Annotated in this window: 17 protein-coding genes and 1 pseudogene; 10 read left to right on the top strand and 8 right to left on the bottom strand. The window is 57.7% G+C overall.

What is annotated here, in order from left to right:
- The first annotated feature begins 2 nt into the window (after positions 1-2).
- Positions 3-1925: a DNA topoisomerase III gene (locus O1721_RS13230; RefSeq protein ID WP_017384681.1), complete on the top strand. Its 1923-nt coding sequence runs from the start codon at positions 3-5 to the stop codon at positions 1923-1925.
- A 49-nt stretch (positions 1926-1974) separates the two neighbouring features.
- Here O1721_RS13230 and pbp4b read toward each other — a convergent pair whose 3' ends face one another.
- Entirely contained in the window at positions 1975-3276 is a 1302-nt protein-coding gene (gene pbp4b, locus O1721_RS13235) for a penicillin binding protein PBP4B (protein ID WP_032648033.1), read from the bottom strand.
- A gap of 115 nt (positions 3277-3391) precedes the next feature.
- Positions 3392-4606 (bottom strand): anaerobic sulfatase maturase, encoded by a 1215-nt coding sequence (locus tag O1721_RS13240; protein WP_032104153.1) that lies wholly within the window; start codon positions 4604-4606, stop codon positions 3392-3394.
- Positions 4607-4758: 152 nt separating this feature from the next.
- Here O1721_RS13240 and O1721_RS13245 point away from each other — a divergent pair, with 152 nt between their 5' ends.
- The 6 genes from O1721_RS13245 to O1721_RS13270 are packed head-to-tail and all read left to right on the top strand — an operon-like array spanning position 4759 to position 10492.
- Positions 4759-6294: a PTS transporter subunit EIIC gene (locus O1721_RS13245; RefSeq protein ID WP_032648035.1), complete on the top strand. Its 1536-nt coding sequence runs from the start codon at positions 4759-4761 to the stop codon at positions 6292-6294.
- A gap of 13 nt (positions 6295-6307) precedes the next feature.
- On the top strand, positions 6308-8056 hold the full coding sequence (locus O1721_RS13250; RefSeq protein WP_032648038.1) for a sulfatase: 1749 nt from the start codon (positions 6308-6310) through the stop codon (positions 8054-8056).
- A gap of 4 nt (positions 8057-8060) precedes the next feature.
- Entirely contained in the window at positions 8061-8918 is an 858-nt protein-coding gene (locus tag O1721_RS13255; protein WP_032104158.1) for an aldose epimerase family protein, read from the top strand.
- Positions 8919-8974: 56 nt separating this feature from the next.
- A complete protein-coding gene (locus tag O1721_RS13260; protein WP_032104160.1) occupies positions 8975-9859 on the top strand; it encodes a MurR/RpiR family transcriptional regulator in 885 nt (294 codons plus the stop codon).
- Complete coding sequence (locus tag O1721_RS13265; protein WP_032104162.1) at positions 9840-10235, top strand: YidH family protein; 396 nt, start codon at positions 9840-9842, stop codon at positions 10233-10235. The genes O1721_RS13260 and O1721_RS13265 overlap by 20 nt, the downstream gene beginning before the upstream one ends.
- A complete protein-coding gene (locus O1721_RS13270; RefSeq protein WP_048983776.1) occupies positions 10232-10492 on the top strand; it encodes a DUF202 domain-containing protein in 261 nt (86 codons plus the stop codon). Before O1721_RS13265 ends, O1721_RS13270 begins: the two co-directional genes overlap by 4 nt.
- Positions 10493-10524: 32 nt before the next feature.
- On the opposite strand, the pseudogene gdhA reads toward O1721_RS13270, so the two are convergent.
- Positions 10525-11868 (bottom strand): annotated as a pseudogene (gene gdhA / locus O1721_RS13275) (NADP-specific glutamate dehydrogenase).
- Positions 11869-12093: 225 nt separating this feature from the next.
- Between gdhA and O1721_RS13280 the strand changes: the two are divergent.
- Entirely contained in the window at positions 12094-12366 is a 273-nt protein-coding gene (locus O1721_RS13280) for a YnjH family protein (RefSeq protein ID WP_003857857.1), read from the top strand.
- Here O1721_RS13280 and O1721_RS13285 read toward each other — a convergent pair.
- Positions 12326-12742, bottom strand: a complete 417-nt coding sequence (locus O1721_RS13285; protein WP_032104166.1) for a pyrimidine (deoxy)nucleoside triphosphate diphosphatase — start codon at positions 12740-12742, stop codon at positions 12326-12328. The genes O1721_RS13280 and O1721_RS13285 overlap by 41 nt on opposite strands.
- 75 nt (positions 12743-12817) lie before the next feature.
- Between O1721_RS13285 and O1721_RS13290 the strand changes: the two genes are divergently transcribed.
- Positions 12818-13390, top strand: a complete 573-nt coding sequence (locus O1721_RS13290) for a carboxymuconolactone decarboxylase family protein (protein WP_032104168.1) — start codon at positions 12818-12820, stop codon at positions 13388-13390.
- Complete coding sequence (locus O1721_RS13295; protein ID WP_032104170.1) at positions 13380-13997, top strand: CDP-alcohol phosphatidyltransferase family protein; 618 nt, start codon at positions 13380-13382, stop codon at positions 13995-13997. The genes O1721_RS13290 and O1721_RS13295 overlap by 11 nt, the downstream gene beginning before the upstream one ends.
- Here O1721_RS13295 and O1721_RS13300 read toward each other — a convergent pair.
- From O1721_RS13300 to O1721_RS13315, 4 genes are all read right to left on the bottom strand, one after another.
- Positions 13994-15301 (bottom strand): sulfurtransferase, encoded by a 1308-nt coding sequence (locus tag O1721_RS13300; RefSeq protein ID WP_032104176.1) that lies wholly within the window; start codon positions 15299-15301, stop codon positions 13994-13996. The genes O1721_RS13295 and O1721_RS13300 overlap by 4 nt on opposite strands.
- Before the next feature lie 73 nt (positions 15302-15374).
- Positions 15375-15995 (bottom strand): ATP-binding cassette domain-containing protein, encoded by a 621-nt coding sequence (locus tag O1721_RS13305; protein ID WP_032104172.1) that lies wholly within the window; start codon positions 15993-15995, stop codon positions 15375-15377.
- A complete protein-coding gene (locus O1721_RS13310) occupies positions 15995-17524 on the bottom strand; it encodes an ABC transporter permease family protein (RefSeq protein WP_032648041.1) in 1530 nt (509 codons plus the stop codon). The genes O1721_RS13305 and O1721_RS13310 overlap by 1 nt, the downstream gene beginning before the upstream one ends.
- Positions 17497-18666 (bottom strand): ABC transporter substrate-binding protein, encoded by a 1170-nt coding sequence (locus O1721_RS13315; protein ID WP_072258098.1) that lies wholly within the window; start codon positions 18664-18666, stop codon positions 17497-17499. Before O1721_RS13315 ends, O1721_RS13310 begins: the two co-directional genes overlap by 28 nt.
- Positions 18667-18670 lie beyond the last annotated feature (4 nt).

Below are 18670 nucleotides of genomic sequence, written 5' to 3' on the forward strand. Positions count from 1 at the left end.
CGATGCGGTTGTTTATTGCCGAAAAGCCGAGTCTGGCGCGTGCCATCGCCGATGTGCTGCCCAGGCCGCATCGCAAAGGAGACGGCTTTATCGAATGCGGTAACGGGCAGGTGGTCACCTGGTGTATCGGTCACCTGCTTGAACAGGCGCAGCCGGATGTCTACGACAGCCGCTACGCCCGCTGGAACCTCAACGATCTGCCGATTGTGCCGGAAAAGTGGCGTCTCCAACCGCGTCCTTCCGTCACCAAACAGCTCAACGTCATTAAGCGCTTCCTGCATGAGGCGACGGAAGTGGTCCACGCGGGTGACCCGGACAGGGAAGGGCAACTGCTGGTCGATGAAGTGCTGGACTACCTGGAGCTGGCGCCGGAAAAGCGCCAGCAGGTGCAGCGCTGCCTGATCAACGACCTCAACCCTCAGGCGGTAGAGCGGGCCATTTCACGCCTGCGCGCCAACAGCGAATTTATTCCCCTGTGTGTCTCCGCGCTGGCGCGTGCCCGTGCGGACTGGCTGTACGGGATCAACATGACCCGCGCCTACACCATTCTCGGGCGCAACGCGGGTTATCAGGGCGTACTCTCCGTCGGTCGTGTCCAGACACCGGTGCTGGGGCTGGTGGTGCGTCGCGACGAAGAGATCGAAAATTTCGTCGCCAAAGACTTCTTCGAAGTCAAAGCGCATATCGTCACGCCGAAAGACGAACGCTTTACCGCCGTCTGGCAGCCAAGCGATGCCTGTGAGTCATATCAGGACGAAGAGGGACGGCTGCTGCATCGCCCGCTGGCGGAGCACGTGGTCAACCGCATTACCGGCCAGCCCGCAATCGTCACCAGCTATAACGACAAACGGGAAACGGAGCCCGCACCGCTGCCGTTCTCCCTTTCGGCGTTGCAGATTGAGGCGGCTAAGCGCTTTGGTCTTAGCGCGCAGAACGTGCTCGATATCTGCCAGAAGCTCTACGAAACCCACAAGCTGATCACCTATCCGCGTTCGGACAGCCGCTATCTGCCGGAAGAACACTTCGCCGGACGCCACTCGGTGATGAATGCCATTGGCGTCCATGCGCCGGATCTGTTGCCGCAACCGGCGGTAAACCCGGATACCCATAACCGCTGCTGGGACGATAAAAAAGTCGATGCTCACCACGCGATAATCCCGACGGCGCGCACCAGCAACGTCAACCTGACCGACAACGAAGCAAAGGTCTATAACCTGATCGCGCGTCAGTATCTGATGCAGTTCTGCCCGGACGCGGTGTTCCGCAAGTGCGTTATTGAACTGGAAATTGCCAAAGGCAAATTTATCGCCAAAGCGCGTTTCCTTGCAGAAGCGGGCTGGCGCACGCTGCTCGGCAACAAAGAGCGTGACGAAGAGAACGACGGCACGCCGCTGCCGGTCGTGGCCAAAGGCGACGAACTGCTGTGCGAGAAGGGCGAAGTGGTTGAACGACAAACCCAGCCGCCGCGCCACTTCACCGATGCGACGCTGCTTTCGGCCATGACCGGCATCGCCCGCTTTGTGCAGGATAAAGATCTGAAGAAGATCCTGCGCGCCACCGACGGTCTGGGGACGGAGGCGACCCGCGCGGGGATCATCGAACTGCTCTTTAAGCGCGGCTTCCTGGAGAAAAAGGGACGTTACATCCATTCAACAGAACCGGGCCGGGCGCTAATTCATTCGCTGCCGGAGCTGGCCGCCAGGCCGGACATGACCGCGCACTGGGAGTCGGTGCTGACGCAGATCAGCGAAAAGCAGTGCCGTTATCAGGACTTTATGCAGCCGCTGGTAGGGACGCTTTATCAGCTGATTGACCAGGCGCGCAGTACGCCAGTGAAGCGATTCCGGGGAATGGTCGCCCCGGGCGGCGGGGCGAAGAAACCGTTCAAAAAGAAGAAAAGCGCAGCCAAAAATACAACCGCTTAAACCGTAGGCCGGGTAAGGCGAAGCCGCCACCCGGCATGAAGGGTGGCGTTTACTCGTTCAGTGCGCCATAGATCTGATCGACAATCCATCCATATGTTGCCGCAGGTAAGGTCCCGCTGACAAAAACATTCGGATTCATTTTAGGATCAGCGACGGGGGAGTGTGGTCGGTTGCCCAGAATGACAATCGCCATACGTTTTACGGGATCAATGGCGGTGAGCGTGCCTGTCCAGCCCGTATGCCCATAGGTTTGAGGGCTTGCCAGTACGCCAAAGGTTGGGGTCATAGAGGAATTACCGTTAACCCTCCAGCCCAGTCCAAAGGTGACATCTGCTGCCGAGCTACGGGTAAACTCATCTACTGTACTCTGATCAAATAACGTAACGTTGCCATAATGCCCCCCGTTAAGCATGGTCTGCATCAGCACGGCAATATCATGTGTATTTGAGAACAGACCTGCGTGACCTGAAACGCCCTCCATGGAATACCATGCCTTTTCATCATGAACCTGGCCCCAGAGGGTAGTGGTACGAATATTCGGAAAACTGATTACACCATCCCGGGTGTTACCGTTAAGTTCGGTGGCGGCAATTTGCTGTTGCTTAAAGCCTTTTAACAGAGGGTTAAACACCGTGTGCTTCAGGCCGAGCGGCTGGTAAATATGTTTCTCAACATACACATCAAGCGGCATTGCGGTAACGGACTCGATGATAAATCCGAGGATCATGTAATCGATGTCGCTGTAGACATGTTTTGTACCTGGCGAATAATCAAGCGGCGTTCGCTTAATCATCTCCAGCGTGGTCTGTTTATCCTGAGAGTAGAGGCTGCCTGCAACACGCTTGTTTGGATATTGCGGATCGGCCGGGAAGCCGGCGGTATGATGCAAAATATCAATAATTCGCAGGGCATCTTTTCCTTTAATTTTGTCGGTGGGGTTATCCGCGAACCCTGGAATATATTTCGCGACAAGGTCGGTCGCGCTTATTTTGCCTTCGTAGACCAGCTTCTGTAGCGCAAAGTTTGTTGCATACATTTTGGTATTGGAAGCCAGATCGTACATGGTGTCCGTGGTGGCCATAACAGGATTGCTGGCTAAATGCGAGCCGTCATATTTTTTGGCGTAGCCCCAGGCTTTCTGAAATACAATGTGGTTATCTTTTATCACCAGCACATTCATCCCGGGGTAGCCAGCGTCAACTTGCTGCTGGATCCAGCGAACCATACTGTTTATTTTTTTAACATTAAAGCCCACGGTATCCGGTTGTGCAGGGGTTAACACCGGATAATCCGCCGCAAACGCTGATGCGGATAACGCAATCAAAGAAGCAAACATCGCACACAGTTTCATCATCGATCCCTCAATGTAAGACGATATTCTTGCACCCAAAACGTCGGTAATAATAAACCTGCTTCACGAGGAAAAAGGGATCATCTCCACGAAAACAGCAATGGTGTTGTTGACACTATTGCCGCCCGGCAATAATCCCTGCCACTTCCATTACCTTTGCAGGCGGTTGTCGCACCCGGATCTGCTGCGCCATAAAACGCATATACGGATCCATATGACTGAATATGACTTTATAGCCTGCGCAAAGATGGTTGTGCCACCGCTGCCCGTTTTTATGGATACGGTGCTTCGGACACCCTCCGTGACAGGCGAAGCGCCAGTCGCAGCGCATGCACTCTGCGGATACCGCTGTTTTCGCTAAACCAAACTTCCGCTGCTTTTTACTGTTCGCCATTTTTACCAGGCTATCTCTGCGCAGATTGCCCAGGCGGTGCTCAGGGTAAACATAGTGATCGCAACTGTAGACGTCACCGTTTTGCTCTACGACGAGCCCATAACCGCAGGAGGATTGCATCACGCATAAAGAGGGTTTCTCCCCCAGCCACGCTGCAAGAGCGCTGTCAAACAGCTGGACATAAACCTGCCCCACATCGTGGCGTACCCACAGGTCGAAAACGCCGTTGATAAATTTACCCCATTGCTCGCCGGATACTGACCATTCGGTGACGCTACCCCCGGCAAGCGACTGTGGATAAAGCAGTTCGCCGTATTTTTCTGCCAGCGGTCGTTGCTCAACGGCAGGGATAAATTGAACAAATCTTGCCCCCAACTCTTGGGTGAGAAAACGATAGATCTCCTGCGGGTGTTCGGCAGTGACGTTGTTTACGACGGTCAGCACATTCACGTCGACATTGTGTTGTTGCAGTAGCGACATGGCGCGGACAACCTTGTCAAACACTGAGCCCTGGCTACGGGTTTTGCGGTACCGATCGTGTAACCAGGCGGGACCATCAATCGAGAGTCCCACCAGAAAATGGTTTGCGGCCAGGAACGATGCCCACGCTTCATCAATGAGCACCCCATTGGTCTGAATACTGTTGGTGATGCGTTTCCCATCGGCATATTTACGCTGTAACCGCAGCGCCCGCTCATAAAAAGCAATGCCTGCCAGCGTTGGTTCACCGCCTTGCCAGGTGAATTCCACCTCCGGCCCTGGGTTCGCCGAAATGTACTGACGGACAAACGCGTCCAGCGTTGCGTCATCCATGTGTCGCGACGGCTGACGGGGCTGAAGCGTCCCGTGCTCCTTTTCCAGATAAAAACAGTAGTCACAGGCGATGTTGCACTGATAGCTCACAGACTTTGCCATCAGATGAAAGGGACGGTTCATACAGGCTCCTTAGCCTTCCAGGTAAAAGGTGATGCTGTTCACTTTTCTCTCACTGCGTTTTGACTTTATAAAAAAACGATCGAAATATAGATTTCATATAAGCACGAATAAAATGAAACATAAACTTCATTACGCCAATATCAGGGGCTTTTATGAACAAATTGTTTGCGGGCGCACAAAATCTGGGTAAGTCGTTCATGCTACCTATTGCGGTTCTGCCCGCCGCTGGGCTGTTACTGGGCTTTGGCGGCGTCTTTACCAATCCGGTGACCCTTGCGACCTATCCGATGCTGGATAACACGGTATTTCAGACACTATTTACCGTGATGAAACTGTGTGGCAGCGTGGTGTTCGATAACCTTTCACTACTGTTTGCGGTGGGTATCGCGGTTGGCATGGCGCGCAGCGACAAAGGGACTGCCGGGCTGGCTGCGGTGCTTTGTTACATCGTCATGAACAAGGCCATTAACGCCTCGCTGCTCCTTTCAGGCACGCTGGCGTCGGACAATCTGGCCGCGGCAGGACAAGCAAACGTCCTGGGCATCGTTAGCCTTCAAACCGGCGTTATGGGAGGCATCATGAGCGGCCTGCTGGCATATTGGGTGCAAAAACGCTTCGGTAAAACGGCGTTACCGGATCTGCTGGCCTTTTTTAGCGGCTCGCGTCTTGTGCCCATCGTTAGCTCGTTCTTCGCCATCTTTCTCGGTGTAGCGCTATTTTTTGTCTGGCCGCACATACAGGCAGGTATCAGTCACCTGGGTGGAGTGGTGGAAAAAACGGGCTACGTGGGAACGTTGTTCTACGGCATGATCCTTAAATGTTTGATTCCACTGGGCCTGCATCACCTGTTCTATCTGCCGTTCTGGCTGACCAGCGTTGGCGGAGAGATGGTGGTTAACGGTCAGGTAGTCCAGGGAACACAGAAAATCTTCTTCGCTCAGCTTGCCGATCCTACGGTGTCCGAATACTACATTGGCGTGTCACGGTTTATGGCTGGCCGCTTTGCCGACTTCATGTTTGGTCTGCCGGGCGCGGCGCTGGCCATCTACCACACCTCGCGTCCGGAAAATCGTAAGAAGGTCGCCAGCCTGATGCTATCCGCTGCACTGACCGCGTTTGTTACCGGCATCACCGAGCCCCTTGAGTTCGCATTCATGTTCTGCGCGCCGCTGCTTTACGGGGTCCATATCGTGCTCACTGGCGTGGCATTTATGCTAACTCACATCCTGCAAATCACTGTCGGGCAGACTTTTTCCGGTGGGCTTATCGACTTTATGTTGTTTGGTGTGCTTCAGGGCAACGCCAAAACTAACTGGCTGCTTATGTTGCCGCTCGGCGCGGTGATGTTCTGTCTGTACTACTTCTCATTCCGCTTCCTGATCCAGTGGCGACAGTTGAAGACACCGGGTCGCGAGAAGGAAGAGGATGCCGTAGATATGGCCATGGCGGGCAATGAACGCGCCGCCGGTATCGTGCATGCGCTGGGTGGGCGCGACAATATCATCGACGTAGACTGCTGTGCTACCCGCCTGCGCGTAACCGTGAAGAAAGCGCAAGATGTCGTCATTGAGGACTTTAAACGGCTCGGCAGCCGCGGTGCTTTTATTCGTGGGGAAGGGGTGCAGATAGTGTACGGGCCCCATGTCACCCTGATTAAGAACGAAGTCGAAGAATTTATCGGTTCATAAAAAGAGACGTCTTATGAAAGCAGTCATGTTGATGTTCGATACGCTAACCCGTAATCATCTTGCTCCCTATGGCGGCGACGCGATTACGCCCAATTTTACCCGTCTTGCGCAGGAGTCTGCGCAGTTCGATCGCTTTTACGTGGGTAGTATGCCGTGCATGCCCGCCCGCCGGGAACTGCATACCGGCCGCTATAATTTTTTGCATCGTAGTTGGGGTCCTGTGGAGCCATACGACTTCTCAACCTTTCAGGCTATGCGTGAGGCAGGGATCCATACTCATCTGGTGACTGACCACAAACACTACTGGCGAGACGGCGGAGCCACTTACCATACCCGCTACACTACCTTTGAGTTTATTCGCGGGCAGGAGGGGGACTGCTGGAAAGGCCAGGTCGAAAAACCGACCATTAACTGGCAGGGTCAGGAGGATGAAGAAACCCTGCGCAGGCGCAGCGGACGGATGACCCAGGATCTCATCAACCGCGCAGCGATGCCGGGGCAGGAAGAACACTATACGCATCGTACCATTCAGGCGGGCATGGAATTTCTTGAAACCAATCAGCACCAGGATAACTGGTTTTTGCAGATCGAATGTTTTGATCCCCATGAGCCATTCTTTGTACCGGAAAAATACCTCGCGCAGTATGGCTGTACTGCCGATGAATTCGACGGATGGGTGCCGTATTACTGCGGCGCGCCGGGCGGGCAGAATGAGGAAAAGGTTCGCAAGTTTTACCAGGCGTTGGTCACCATGTGCGATGACTACCTTGGTCAGGTGATGGATAAACTGAAGGCGCTGAACCTGTGGGAGGACACCCTCTTTATCGTCTGCACCGATCACGGTTTCCTGCTCGGCGAGCACCAGTGGTGGGGCAAAAATATTATGCCGGTCTATAACGAAATCGCGAATACGCCATTTTTCATCCGCGATCCACGTAGCCGCGAACACGGAGTGAGGCGGCAGGCGCTGGCGCAGACTATCGATATTCCCGCCACGCTGCTCGACTATTTTAATCTGCCGCGCCCGGCCACGATGACCGGCCGACCGCTGGGTGAAGCAGTGCGGCATGACAGGCCAGTGCGAGACTACGCCCTGTTCGGCTATTTTGGCGGCCACATCAATATCACCGATGGTAATTTCGTCTATATGCGCTGTCCTCGGGAAGAAGGTAAAGACAGTCTGTACGAATACACCTTAATGCCAACGCGTATCGACAGCATGTTTAACGTCAGCGAACTGCAAAATATTACGCTCCATCCGGGGTTCGATTTTACTCAAGGGGCGCAGGTGATGCGGATCCCGGCGACCTTCGGCTACCTCAACCCGTGGCGATTCGGCGATAAGCTGTTTGATCTGCATGCCGATCCGGGACAAGTGGTTTCGCTTGCGGACAGCGAAAAAACGCTGCATTACGCACAGGCGATGCGCGCGATGATGCAGGCGCATGATGCACCTTCCGAGTTATTTGCCCGTTTCGAACTGGACACCATTAGCGCAACGCGCGAGGCGGCCTTCGCCGGGCGCTGGTCACGGCTGAATTCCCTGGCCGAGTGCGAGCATCATGGTGTGGAAGAAGCGCTGCGTTTTATCCTCCATGCCGTGAAGGCGCGTGGGGTTGCCCATAATGATTTGCTGGCGCACTTCCCGGCGGGGAAAACACTCCGCGACGACGATATCTTTACCCTGATCGACGCATTTTTTAGTGGCGATCGGCACCGGGCATTGGTTTACCAGACCCGACTGTTGTTACGGACAGAATAACGGCATGTGGACACTTGAAAACGAACGTTATACCGCAACGGTGCAGGCCACAGGCGGTGAGCTGGTCAGCCTATGGCACAAACAAACGCGTACTGAGCGGCTATGGCAACCGCAGGCGGCGGTCTGGAACCATACGGCCACGCCGTTATTTCCAGTGGTCGGGAGACTCATACACGACGGGCTGTGGCTGGACGGCGAATTCTGGTCACTCCCGGCACATGGTTTTCTACGCGAGCAAACGTTCTGTTGCGTTGAGCAGACGTCGGATACGCTGACGCTGGAAGCCTGCTCCACGGCGCAGACACTGAAACACTGGCCGCGCCGCTGGCGGGTGCGGCAGGCAATCACTCTCGACGGCGGTGGACTGACTTTTCGACAGACGGTCTTTAATGACGACAGCCGAACGTTGCCTTACTCTGCTGGCTGGCATCCTGGTTTCGCCCTGGCCATTGCCTCCCGCCCCGGCTGGTGGGTGGAATTTAGCGCTGCGGTAAGCGGACCGTTCTTTACTTGCGATCGCACGCTAAACACTGGCGGACAACAGCGGGCTACAACACGATTTGCGCTAACGAGAGCATCTTTTGCGGCGGGGGCCGTCTATTTCGGCGAATGTCAGCGCAGGATTATTTCTGTTCGTGCCCCCGACGGTTCGCTCGCCTTAGCGCTGGAGACGGGCGAACAGCCCTGGCTGGCCTTGTGGGGCGTGCCGGGGGCCGATTTACTCTGTATTGAGCCGTTAGCCGGTACCACCGATGCACCGGATGCCGACGGACAGACGATGAATAAACGAGGTATGCGGCATCTGGCCGCGGGAGAAAGCCAGACTTTTACCGTCCGGTTGCGCTTTACGGTGGACGCATGAGCGGGGGATTGCCAGAATACGGGCAGTCTTTATCGCAAAAGGAGCGAAACGTCGCCATGAGCGTGAATCGGGAAAACGTGCGGGTCTATATCAGCAATATTTTGGGTGGCTTAAGTGAGACCGATCGCCGTATCGCCGGGTTTATTGTTGAGCAACCGGCTCAGGTGGCACAGATGCCAGTAAGCCGGCTGGCGGAGGCGATTCAGGTCAGTGAAGCAACGATCGTGCGTTTTTGCAAAAGGATTGGCTATGGCGGCCTGCTCGATCTCAAGGCGGCGCTGAAACGTGAATTGCTTGAGGAGAGTGAGCAGCCGTTGCCTGTCTCGCCGGACATTTTCCTGGATGATTCACGAAATGAAGTGGCGCAGAAAATTGCGCTAACGCTGGAGACGACAGTAAAAGAAACCATCGGTCTGCTCGATATGAAAGTGGTGCATCCGGTGGTTGACCGTTTCCTGACGGCCAGCCGGGTGCTGTTTGTTGGTTTCGGCGCATCAGGCCTGTCAGCCATGGAAGCCAGGGACAAAATGAACCGCCAGGGGATTGATTCAGAGGCTTACACCGATCGTTTTACGATGACCCTTAAGCTTGCCAATCTTAAGCCGGAAGATCTGGTCGTAGCCTTTTCTCACTCGGGCGAAACGCCAGAGGTGGTCAACGCTTTCCGGCTGGCGCGTAAGGCCGGGGCGCATTGCCTGGCGATTACCCATAACCTCCAGTCGCCGCTGACCGAGCTTGCCGATAACTGGCTATTAACCTGCGGCAGCGCAGGGCCGTTTCAGGGGGATTCTATCGCCACACGACTTTCTCAGCTTTTTATTATCGAATTCCTCTGCACCGAAATCACCCGGCATAATCTGCGCGACAGTGCGTCAACCGGGCTTTCTATAAAAGAACTGTTGATTAAGGAAAGAATCAAACGTGAGTCTTCAGGAGAATAATTCGTCATTTCCTCCACGCCCGCGCGGTAAATGGTGGCTGGCGGGCAAAACGCCAGACTACCGGTTTACGCTGGCAAATGAGCGTACCTTCCTGGCGTGGATCCGCACCGCGCTGGCCCTGATGGCGGGGGCAGTGGGGATTGAACAATTTTCGCCTCAGCTTTCCTCCGTTGCGTTGCGCACCATCCTTTCCGCGTCGCTGCTGAGCGTAGCATCAGCGTTGGGGATCATCGCCTGGCGGCGCTGGCGTCACAATGAATATGCGATGCGGCTGGGGAGCGATCTACCCTATACGCGCGGATTACTTCTGCTGGGGGGATTTATCCTGTTGTCAGGATTGCTGCTTGCGGTATTGCTGTGGCAGGGGGCGCCGTGAATCGCGATCCGGGACTCCAGCCAGAGCGAACGTTGTTGGCATGGCGTCGTACCGGATGGGCGACGCTGGTTCCGGCGCTGCTCTGTCTGCGTCACTGGCTACGCTTCGGCGAAGCGCTGCATATGGTGAATGCTGTATTGTTGCTGGCTGTGGGGCTGGGGATGTTATGCGGCATAATGCGCAGACACAGCGTTGTTTCGCTGCTGGTTAGCGGAAGTGGCGCGCTACTGCTGGCCGGAATAGTGGTACGTTTATAGCCCGGCGAAACATATCGCCGGGCGAATCGCGGTTAGATCACACCCTGTCCGATCATCGCATCGGCCACCTTCACGAACCCGGCGATATTCGCCCCGCGCACGTAGTTAGTTTGCGAGGCCTCGCCGCCGTACTCCACGCAGGCGTGATGAATATCGAGCATGATGTGGTGCAGACGGGCATCCACTTTCTCTGCCTTCCAGCCCATTCTCGCGGCGTTTTGCGCCATTTCCAGACCGGATGTTGCCACGCCGCCAGCGTTCGCCGCCTTGCCTGGCGCAAACAGCACGCCCGCGTCCAGGAACAGGTCGGTCGCTTCAATAGTGGTGGGCATATTTGCCCCTTCCGCTACCGCTTTCACGCCATTGCTAATCAGCGTCCGGGCGGCATCCACGTCCAGTTCGTTTTGCGTCGCGCACGGCAGGGCGATATCCACCGGCACGCCCCACGGCTGTTTACCTTCCAGATAGGTCAGGCCAAATTCACGGGCATAATCCGCTACCCGACCGTCACGGCTGGCTTTAATTTCGCACAGACGCGCCAGTTTTTCTGCCGTAAAGCCAGCTTCATCCACCACGGTACCGCTGGAGTCGGAGGCGGTCACCACGCGCGCGCCAAACGCCATCGCTTTCTCGATAGCGTACTGCGCCACATTGCCGGAGCCGGAGACCGCCACGCGCATCCCCTCGAAGCTCAGCCCGTGACGCATAAGCATCGCTTCGGTGAAATAGACCAGACCATAACCCGTCGCTTCCGGGCGAATCAGGCTACCGCCAAACGACAGACCTTTGCCGGTAAAGACGCAGGCGCTGTTGTTGGAGAGCTTTTTCATCATCCCGGCCATAAAGCCCACTTCACGCCCCCCCACGCCGATATCCCCGGCAGGAACGTCGGTGTCCGGCCCAAGGTGGCGTTAGAGCTCAGTGACCAGCGCCTGGCAGAAGCGCATCACTTCGCCTTCGCTCTTGCCTTTCGGATCGAAATCACTCCCGCCTTTACCGCCGCCCATCGGCAGGGTAGTGAGCGCATTTTTAAAGGTCTGCTCGAAGCCGAGGAATTTCAGAATCGACAGGTTCACCGAGGGGTGGAAGCGCATCCCGCCCTTAAACGGCCCAATGGCGGAGTTAAACTGCACGCGCCACGCGCGGTTGACCTGCACCTGATTGCGGTCGTCCACCCACGCCACGCGGAACTGGATGACGCGCTCCGGCTCTACCAGACGTTCAAGCAGCGCCATCTGACGGTAACGCGGATTTTCCTCAAGGAAGGGCCACAGGGTGGTCATGACTTCACGAACGGCCTGGGCAAACTCGCTTTGGTGCGGGTCGCGCTGCTGAACATGGGCAAGAAAGCTTTCCAGAGAGCGTGTCTGATCCATAGATATAAGAACCTCTTATAATAATTTATGCGTGTGGCGTAGATGTTTTGTGTCGTTTTTTTGACTATACCACCCGCACCGCTTTGAGAGGCAAGCAGAAATTTATGCCGCAAGGGAAATTAATGACAGGGCGCGCGTCATAACCAAAAGCGATGACGAGATAAATTAAAGATCCCGTCCGGATCGACCGTTATAGATATAAACGATGCAAAGGAAATAAAGTCTATGAACCGTTACGCAATGGCCGCGTTATGTTTGATGGTGTCCGCCGGGGCACAGGCTGACCGCATTCGCCCGGATGTCGAGGTCAACGTGCCGCCAGAGGTTTTTAGCGCTGGCGGCCAGCGTGCGCAGCCATGTAATCAGTGCTGTATCTATCAGGATCAAAACTATTCCGAAGGCGCAGTGGTCAGGGCAGATGGCGTGCTGTTGCAGTGCCAACGTGATGAACGCACCCTCAGTACAAACCCGCTGGTCTGGCGTCGCGTAAAAGAATAAACGCTTCCAGCAGCGGTATATCCGCCGGGGCTAAAGCATACGTGAACGCGTCTTCTGGCGTGCACCATACCAGCGCCGAGTGATAATGCGCCTTCAGCTCACCGCTAAATTCATGCACATGCCAGGCGTGGAGGTGAATCAGCCGCTGCGACACCTCCCGCTGGTGGCTTGCCACATACCGCGCGGGCACGGCTTCAATGCCGAGTTCTTCGCGCAGTTCGCGGATCAGCGCTTCCGGCTGGGTCTCACCGGCTTCAACCTTCCCGCCTGCAAATTCCCACATTCCTGGCTGATCGGCATGTTCGGGACGCTGCGCCAGCAAAATCTTGCCCTCTTTTTCGAGGATGGCCGCAACCACATCGAGTGTTTTCAGCATGTTCGTCAATAATTAATAGCGAAAAACGACATATTATCGTGCCCTTCCAAAGAGTCCAGTCATCAGGAGAATCAGGTGAAAGAGACATCCGCCTGGGTTGCGCCCATGGAAACCCTTCCCGTCAGCCTCAGCCCCATCGCCGTCATGCAGAAAAAACACTTCGGCGCGGTGCTGAACCCCACGCGCTGGTGGGGGCGTATGCCGCGTCTTTTCTGGCTGGTGGCGCTATTTGTCGGCTATCTGGAGCGGCGCAAGGCGCGTTTGACCCCGGTTCTGCGATCGCTACTAATGACGCGGATCTCGCAGATCTGCCACTGCGCATTTTGTATTGATGCCAACAGCCTGCGTCTGGCCGAGCGGAGCGGGGCGCTGGATAAAGTGCAGGCCGTCAGCGACTGGCAAAATTCCACCCTGTTCAGCGAAGAGGAGCGCGCGGCGCTGGCCTATGCGGAAGCGGTCACCGCCACGCCACCTCAGGTGGATGAAAATATCAAAAGTCTGCTGAAGCGCCACTTTACGGAAGAGACCATCACCGAAATGACGGCTCTTATTGCCTTTCAGAATCTTTCCGCCCGCTTTAACGCCGCGCTGGATATCCCGGCTCAGGGGCTGTGCGCCACGTTTAAAGGTAAACCGCATGCTGGATAAACATCTGCACCCCCGACTGAAACCCGGGTTAAATCAGCTGGCCGCCGCGCTGGATAGACCGTTTATCACGCCTGATGGCTTAACGCTCGCCGGGTTTGCGATTGGCGTGCTGGCGTTACCGTTTCTGGCGCTGGGCTGGTATCCGGCGGCGCTGATCGCCATTGTGCTGAACCGGCTGCTGGATGGTCTGGACGGCGCGCTGGCGCGTCGCCGTGGCCTGACGGACGCGGGAGGATTTCTTGATATCGCCCTCGACTTCCTGTTCTACGCCCTGGTGCCGTTTGGCTTTGCGCTGGCCGCTCCGGCTGATAACGCGATCGCCGCCACCTGGCTGCTGTTCGCGTTTATGGGGACGGGTAGCAGTTTTCTGGCCTTTGCCGCGCTGGCGGGGAAGCATGATATCGACAACCCCGGCTATGCGCACAAGTCGCTTTATTACATTGGGGGATTAACGGAAGGAACGGAGACCATCGCGCTGTTTGCGCTGTGCTGCCTGTTTCCGGCGCATTTCGCGCTGTTTGCCTGGACGTTTGGCGCGTTGTGCTGGCTGACCACCACAACGCGCATCTGGAGCGGTTATATCACGCTGAAATCACTTCCCCGCTAGCGTGCGCTTTCCGGTCCGCGCTCCCCGGTGGAGACCGGGTTCTGCGGATGGCTGCTCCATTCGTACCAGCCGCCGTCGTAGACGGCAACGTTCTGCCAGCCCATCGCGCGGGCGTACATAAAGGCTTCAGACGCGCGCCAGCCGGTACCACAGTAAAACGCAACGTGCTGCTCCGGCAGGATATTCCACGTTTTCCACATGGCGGCAATATCATCGGCGCTGCGCATGGTGCCATCCGGATTGTGGAAATCTTCCATGTGGGTCGCGTCGCTGCCCGCATGGCCCCAGCGCGCACCGGCAATCTCACCTTTTGGCTTGATATAGCTGTAGCCGCTGGTTTCACCGATGAACTCTGGCCAGGAACGAATGCTCACCAGCGAGGCGTCCAGACGGTGCAGCATTCCCCGGGCCTGCTCCATATCCACCATCAGCCGCGGCTGGCCCGGGATCGGCGCGCCAAAATCAGGGGCTGGCTTGACCTTTGCAGGCGTTCCGCGCTCAACGGGCAGGCTGGCGTCGGACCACGCCTTCCAGCCGCCATCCAGAATTCGCACATCCTTCACGCCCGCGTAGAGCATGATCTGCGCCACTCGCGCGGCGGCATATACGTCGCGACCGTACAGAATGACGGTGGTATCGTGACGGATCCCGTGCTTCGCCAGCATCGCTTTCAGCTTTTCGTCAGAGACCTTATTCCACAGCGGTTCGCTTTCCACTTCATTGGTGTCGAGATAGCCCACGCCGGGAATGTGGCTCAGGAGATAAAGCTTCGGCGCACCCCAGCCAGCCTCGATCACCTTCCACTCTCCGGCTGGTGCGGCGGTAACGGGTTTGCCCTGCTGCAACTGGCGGATCCACTGGGGATAAACCAGCTGTTCGAAATGCGCCAGACGTTGCAGACGATCGGATTGTTGAAGGGCATCGCTCAGGGTGGAGACGTGGGTAAAGCCCGCTTTCTCCAGCCGCGTTTTGACGGTCTGGTTGTCATCATCGTTGCCATAGAGCGCAACCGGCATGTCTGGCGTAAGCCGATGCTGTTTTGCCCAGCCGCTGAGCTGTTCATCGCTCATTGCCCCAAGCCAGCTGGCAGAGAGATTAAGCGCGGCGGGTTCATGCCCGGACGTTCCGCTCAGGGTCTGCGGCCAGCCGTTATAGAACGCACTGATGCGCGTATCAATTACCGCGCCGTTTTGCGTCTGGAGCTGAGCCAGAGTGAGGGAGTGGGGCATATCAGCCGCCATGGAGGAGAGTGAGGCGAGGCCGCAGATCAGGGCCAGCGCGGTCAGTTGAGAAACACGTTTCATCGTAAAACCTGACGTCATTAAAAGAGGGGGGCATTGTCGTCTCTCCTGAAGCCAAAAACATTGCGTTAGCACATTATTGCCAGCGAGAAATCTCAATCACCTCGCCGCCGGGCGGAATATCGTCCTCATCATGCGTGACCAGCACCACCGGGATCCTGCGCTGGCGAGTAACCTCGAATACCCACGCCCGGAATGAGGCGCGCAGCGTTTTATCCAGTCGACTGAACGGCTCGTCGAGCAGCAATGCCTGCGGTTGGGCGAGAAGGGCGCGCAACAGGCTGACCCGGGCGCGCTCGCCGCCGGAAAGGGTGGCCGGATCGCTGGCGAAGTGGTTTGCCAGCCCGGCAGTCTCCAGGGCCTGTTCTACCGCATTGCGGCGGGCGCGCCCGACGATGTGCGCTGGCAGCGCCAGCATCAGGTTTTGCCCCACGCTGAAGGCGTCAAACAGCAGGGCATCCTGAAACAGAATGCCGATCCCGCGCGTTTCCACGGGGAGCAGATCGCAGCGACGATCGTTCAGCCACAGCTCGCCGTGCGCCTTAAAATCAGCGGATAACGCCCCCACCATCCAGGCGAAAAGGGTCGATTTCCCACTCCCGGAGGGCCCCATCAGCGTGACGATCTCCCCCGCCGGGACGCGGAAGTTGACCTCACGTAAGAGTGGCGCAATGGTGAGATTTTTCACGTTCAGCATTAACGTAATCCTTGTCGGTGACGGCCCACGAGCCGGGAGAGCAGCGCGGCAAGGGCAAATAGGCTGCTGGTCAACAGCAACAGACCCAGCGCCCGGCTGGCGAGGATCGGAATGCTGCCGCCGCTGCTGAGGGCGACCGCCTCCGTCGTCAGGGTGGTGAAACGTCCCGCTCCCAGCCAGAGGGTGGGCATGTACTGGGCCATGCTCACGGAAAAGCCGGTGGCAAAGGCCAGCAGGGCCGGACGAACCATCAGGGGGCATTTCACCAACCAGAAAATTTTCGCCTGTCGCCAGCCCAGCGTTCTGGCGGTGAGGATAAGCCGGGGATCGAGCCTGCGCCAGGCCGGTTGCAGCACCAGGAGCATCCACGGGAGAACCCAGAGCATATGGCTCCAGAGCACCGCAGCGTACTGGCCGTCGATGCCCAGCCACAGCGCCACGGCATATTGCCCGGACACGAGGGGCAGCGCCGGGAGGGCGAGCGGCAGCCAGACCCACACCGCGCCGCGCTGGGGTCCCCACTCAAGCCAGAGCATGAGGATGGCCAGCGCTGTCAGGCTGGACAGCAGTCCCAGTGAAAGACTGTCGCTGACGGGGCCGGTGTCGTCCCGGCGTGCCAGCATCAGCAGAACCAGCGCACAGAGCACGCCGCACAGCGGCAGTAACCCGCCCAACGTCCGTGCGGGCAGCGCAGTATGCGAAGCGCGACGAACTCCGGAGGGGGCTGGCCGGGTGCGCCGCCATGCCGTCCAGAAGCCGTATCCCACCGCGGCAAGCGCCGCCAGCAGCAGGAGCAGCACCAGACACAGCAGCGTTCCCTTTGTTTGCTGCTGCGCATCGCCCTGGGTGAGCCACTGCCAGGCCAGCACCGCCAGCGTCGGCGGGTTGCCCGGCCCGAGCACAATCGCCACATCCACCACGGAAAGCGACCAGGCGAGCACCGCCAGCATCACGGCGCCCAGTGCGGGGGCGATGGCCGGGAGGACGAGCCAGTTGAGCGCCTGCATTCGTCCGTAGCCGAAGGTATGCAGGACAATTTTCTGCTGTGCGAGGCGCTTTTCAGGCAGCGCGGCGTAAATTGCCCACAGAACGAACGCGCTCTCTTTGACCGCAAGCGTCAGGCCAAGCCCGATACCGTAGCGGTCAAGCTGCGGCGAACAGACCGTACAGATCCGGTAAAGCTGCCCCCCTTCCGCAAACAGCAGCAGCGCGCTGGTGGCGAAGGCGACGTGCGGCACGGCTAACAGCCACGGCAGACGGGTGCTCAGGCGCTGCCAGCCTTCACCCGGCCAGAGAAGCGCAAGCAGGATCAGGGCGATAAACAGTGAGCCCAGCGTCGCGATAAGCGTGGAAACCAGCGTGGCGGCCAGCGCCTGCGGCAGCTGTGGGTCGGCAAACAGCGTCGCCCAGTTGCCGGGAGAAAACGCCGGGGTCAGCAGCATGCCGCTGGCGGGAAGCAGGGGCAGATAGATGACCGCCATTGCCGCCCAGACCAGCCCGCTTAGCGGGTTCCGTAGCGGCGAAGCCATTCCTGCTCCAGGGCGTTAACCCAGGCGGCGTGCGGTTCGGGAAGTACATCAGGCGTGCCTGAGGGGGTAAAGGCGCGAAGCTGTTTTGCCGCTTTCGCAGGCAGTTTTTCGCCATCCAGCACGCTCGGGTCACCCCAGACGGCAGGATTAGCTTTGCGGATCTGCGCCTGCGGTGACAGCAGGAAATTCGCCACCACTTTCGCGCCTGCGCTCGCGCTGGCGTTTGCCGGGATAGCGACAAAATGGATGTTGCCGATCATGCCTTTGAGAAAGCCGAAACTGTAGCTGTCGGCAGGCAGTTCACCGCTCGCCACCTTTTGCATCGCATGGGCGGGGTTAAAGGTGAGCGACAGGTTCAGACTGCCGCTGGCCAGCAGCGTATCCATGCGCGCAGGCGACGGAGGAAAATCGTTCCCTTCGCGCCACAGCAGGGGGTGCAGCGTATCAAGGTAATCCCACAGCGGCGCGGTGACCTGCGCAAAGGTACTGTCCGGCGCGTTTTTTAACGCCTCCGGATGGGCGGTCAGCGCCAGCAGTAGCTGCTCAAGAAACGCCGTGCCGGTAAAATCCGGCGGTCGCGGATAGCTCACCTTGCCAGGGTGCTGACGGGCGTATACCAGCAGCGCGTGGGGATCTGCCGGTGGTGTCGGCGTACTCGCTTTACGGGCGATAAAGGTCAATTGCGCGCCGCCCCACGGGGATTCTGCCCCATCGGTCGGGATGGCAAAATCTTCCGTTACCGGTTTACGGGTATCGACGTAGCGCCAGTTGGGCAGGGTTTGCGCCCAGCCGGTGAGCAGCAGGTTTGCCGCTTTCAGGTTGCGGAAGTTTTCCCCGTTTACCCAGAGCAGATCCACCGACCCGTTACTGCTGCGTCCTGCGGCCTGTTCCGTCTGGATCCGCTTCACCGCGTCGGCGGCATCGGCCAGATGAACGATCTTCAGGTTGATGGCGTAGTGCGTTTTCATCTCGCCGCTCACCCAGTCGAGGTAGCGGTTAACGGCCTCGTCACCGCCCCAGGCGTTAAACCAGACGGTCTGCCCGGTGGCCTGTTGCTGAATGGATTGCCAGCTCTCTGCGGCGAAGGCAGAGGTTGCCAGCAGCAGACTCGTCAGAAACGCGCAAAAACGCACCCGGCGCATAATG

The sequence above is a fragment of the Enterobacter cloacae complex sp. HYC033_NIDB genome, from assembly GCF_056673335.1.

Bases quoted from the DNA above. Each gene is read 5' to 3' on its own strand.
- O1721_RS13230 (WP_017384681.1), top strand. From the start codon at position 3: ATGCGGTTGTTTATTGCCGAAAAGCCGAGTCTGGCGCGTGCCATCGCC.
- pbp4b (WP_032648033.1), bottom strand. From the start codon at position 3,276: ATGAAACTGTGTGCGATGTTTGCTTCTTTGATTGCGTTATCCGCATCA.
- O1721_RS13240 (WP_032104153.1), bottom strand. From the start codon at position 4,606: ATGAACCGTCCCTTTCATCTGATGGCAAAGTCTGTGAGCTATCAGTGC.
- O1721_RS13245 (WP_032648035.1), top strand. From the start codon at position 4,759: ATGAACAAATTGTTTGCGGGCGCACAAAATCTGGGTAAGTCGTTCATG.
- O1721_RS13250 (WP_032648038.1), top strand. From the start codon at position 6,308: ATGAAAGCAGTCATGTTGATGTTCGATACGCTAACCCGTAATCATCTT.
- O1721_RS13255 (WP_032104158.1), top strand. From the start codon at position 8,061: ATGTGGACACTTGAAAACGAACGTTATACCGCAACGGTGCAGGCCACA.
- O1721_RS13260 (WP_032104160.1), top strand. From the start codon at position 8,975: ATGAGCGTGAATCGGGAAAACGTGCGGGTCTATATCAGCAATATTTTG.
- O1721_RS13280 (WP_003857857.1), top strand. From the start codon at position 12,094: ATGAACCGTTACGCAATGGCCGCGTTATGTTTGATGGTGTCCGCCGGG.
- O1721_RS13285 (WP_032104166.1), bottom strand. From the start codon at position 12,742: ATGCTGAAAACACTCGATGTGGTTGCGGCCATCCTCGAAAAAGAGGGC.
- O1721_RS13295 (WP_032104170.1), top strand. From the start codon at position 13,380: ATGCTGGATAAACATCTGCACCCCCGACTGAAACCCGGGTTAAATCAG.
- O1721_RS13300 (WP_032104176.1), bottom strand. From the start codon at position 15,301: ATGAAACGTGTTTCTCAACTGACCGCGCTGGCCCTGATCTGCGGCCTC.
- O1721_RS13305 (WP_032104172.1), bottom strand. From the start codon at position 15,995: ATGCTGAACGTGAAAAATCTCACCATTGCGCCACTCTTACGTGAGGTC.
- O1721_RS13310 (WP_032648041.1), bottom strand. From the start codon at position 17,524: ATGGCTTCGCCGCTACGGAACCCGCTAAGCGGGCTGGTCTGGGCGGCA.
- O1721_RS13315 (WP_072258098.1), bottom strand. From the start codon at position 18,666: ATGCGCCGGGTGCGTTTTTGCGCGTTTCTGACGAGTCTGCTGCTGGCA.